The 1718-nt window shown below is 74.0% G+C and carries 1 protein-coding gene, 1 tRNA gene and 1 pseudogene; 1 reads left to right on the forward strand and 2 read right to left on the reverse strand.

The features are described 5' to 3' along the window. Positions 1 to 16: 16 nt before the first annotated feature. Positions 17 to 1180 (forward strand): LacI family DNA-binding transcriptional regulator, encoded by a 1164-nt coding sequence (locus WH07_RS35875; RefSeq protein WP_079023835.1) that lies wholly within the window; start codon positions 17 to 19, stop codon positions 1178 to 1180. A gap of 272 nt (positions 1181 to 1452) precedes the next feature. Here WH07_RS35875 and WH07_RS35880 read toward each other — a convergent pair. Further along, a tRNA-His gene (locus WH07_RS35880) sits at positions 1453 to 1525 on the reverse strand. Positions 1526 to 1622: 97 nt separating this feature from the next. Beyond that, positions 1623 to 1718 (reverse strand): annotated as a pseudogene (locus WH07_RS38535) (oligoribonuclease); the annotation flags it as partial.

A 1718-nucleotide genomic window follows, 5' to 3' on the forward strand; every position in this document is an offset into this window, starting at 1 on the left:
GTCGGGGGAGGTGGGGATGGTGGACCGGGAAGCCCGGAGCGGTCGCGAGGCCGGCGGGCCCGGCGGGGCCGGTACGGCGCGCGGGACCGACGGGGTCGGCACGGCCGCGGGCGGGGTCCTCGGCGGAGTCCGGCACGCTGCCGGAGCGCGGGCGCGCGGCGGCAAGCTGCCCACGCTCGAAGAGGTGGCGGCGCGGGCCGGGGTCGGCCGGGGCACGGTCTCCCGGGTGATCAACGGCTCCCCCAGGGTGAGCGCGCAGACCAGGGCCGCGGTCGAGGCGGCGGTCGCCGAGCTGGGGTACGTACCGAACCGCGCGGCCCGCGCACTCGCAGCCAACCGCGCCGACGCGATCGCCCTGGTGGTGCCCGAGCCGGAGGCGCGCTTCTTCGCCGAACCGTACTTCTCCGACATCGTCAGCGGGGTCGGCGAGGCCCTCGCGGACACCGGGATGCAACTGCTGCTCACCTTCGCGGGCGGCGCCCGCGAGCGCCGCCGCCTCGCCCAGTACCTGGCCGCGCACCGCGCCGACGGGGCGCTGCTGGTCTCGGTCCACGCGGACGACCCGCTGCCCGAGCTGCTGACCCAGCTCGGCATCCCGACGGTCATCAGCGGCCGGCGCTCGGCGGCCGAGCCGCTGCCCTCGGTCGACTCCGACAACACCGAGGGCGCCCGTACGGCCGTGGCCCATCTGCTCGCGCGGGGCCGCGGGACCGTCGCCACCATCACCGGCCGTCTGGACGTGTACGGCGCGGCCTGCCGCCTCGACGGCTACCGCCAGGCCCTCAGGGAGGCCGGGCAGCCGCCGGACGAGGGGCTCACGGCCGTGGCCGACTTCACCGAGGCCGGGGGCCGCCGCGCCATGACCGAACTCCTCGCCCGCCGCCCCGGCGTGGACGCGGTCTTCGCCGCCTCCGACGTGATGGCCGCGGGCGCCCGCCAGGTCCTCCGCGCGGCCGGGCGCCGTATCCCGGACGATGTGGCCCTGATCGGCTTCGACGACTCGGCCATCGCACGCCATATGGATCCGCCCCTGACCAGCGTCCGTCAGCCGATCGAGGAAATGGGCCGCGCGATGGCCCGGCTGGTGCTCACGGAAATAGCCACCCGCGCGACACCCCACCCGTCACCGCCGCACCAGATCGTGCTTCCCACCCAATTGGTCATCCGGTCCTCGTCCTGACGCCGGCCCCCGCCCGTCTACAACTCCTGTACACCCCTGCCCTTCCACCGGGCGTGCGACACCCCCGGGCGCGGGGGCCCGGAAGCGGCTTTGCGGGCGGCGCCGGGGAGGCCCGGAGAACGGCCGTGCGAACGTCCTGGGAAACGGCCCTGGAATCGGCCCTGGAAACGGTCTTGGAATCGGCCCTGGAAATCCGCCGGACCGGCTGGGAACGGGGCTGGAAACGATGAAGGGCTGACCCGGAAATTCCGGGTCAGCCCTTCATCACAGAGGGTGAGTAACGGGACTCGAACCCGCGACATCCTGGACCACAACCAGGTGCTCTACCAGCTGAGCTATACCCACCACGACCGGTCTTCCCGACCGGCCGAGAAAAAGTGTACAGGGTCCGCGAGGGTGCTCGCTCCAGCATTCGTGCGGGGGCGCGGGGCAGCGGGGCGGGTCAGGGCGCGGGGAGCACGTACTTCGCCGCGATCTGCTTCGCCGTTTCGGAGTCCGGGCCCGGAGCCGGTACGAAGACCGCCTCGCGGTAGTAGCG

Source organism: Streptomyces odonnellii, from assembly GCF_000981895.1.
In the GTDB taxonomy this organism is placed as follows: Bacteria; Actinomycetota; Actinomycetes; order Streptomycetales; family Streptomycetaceae; genus Streptomyces; species Streptomyces odonnellii.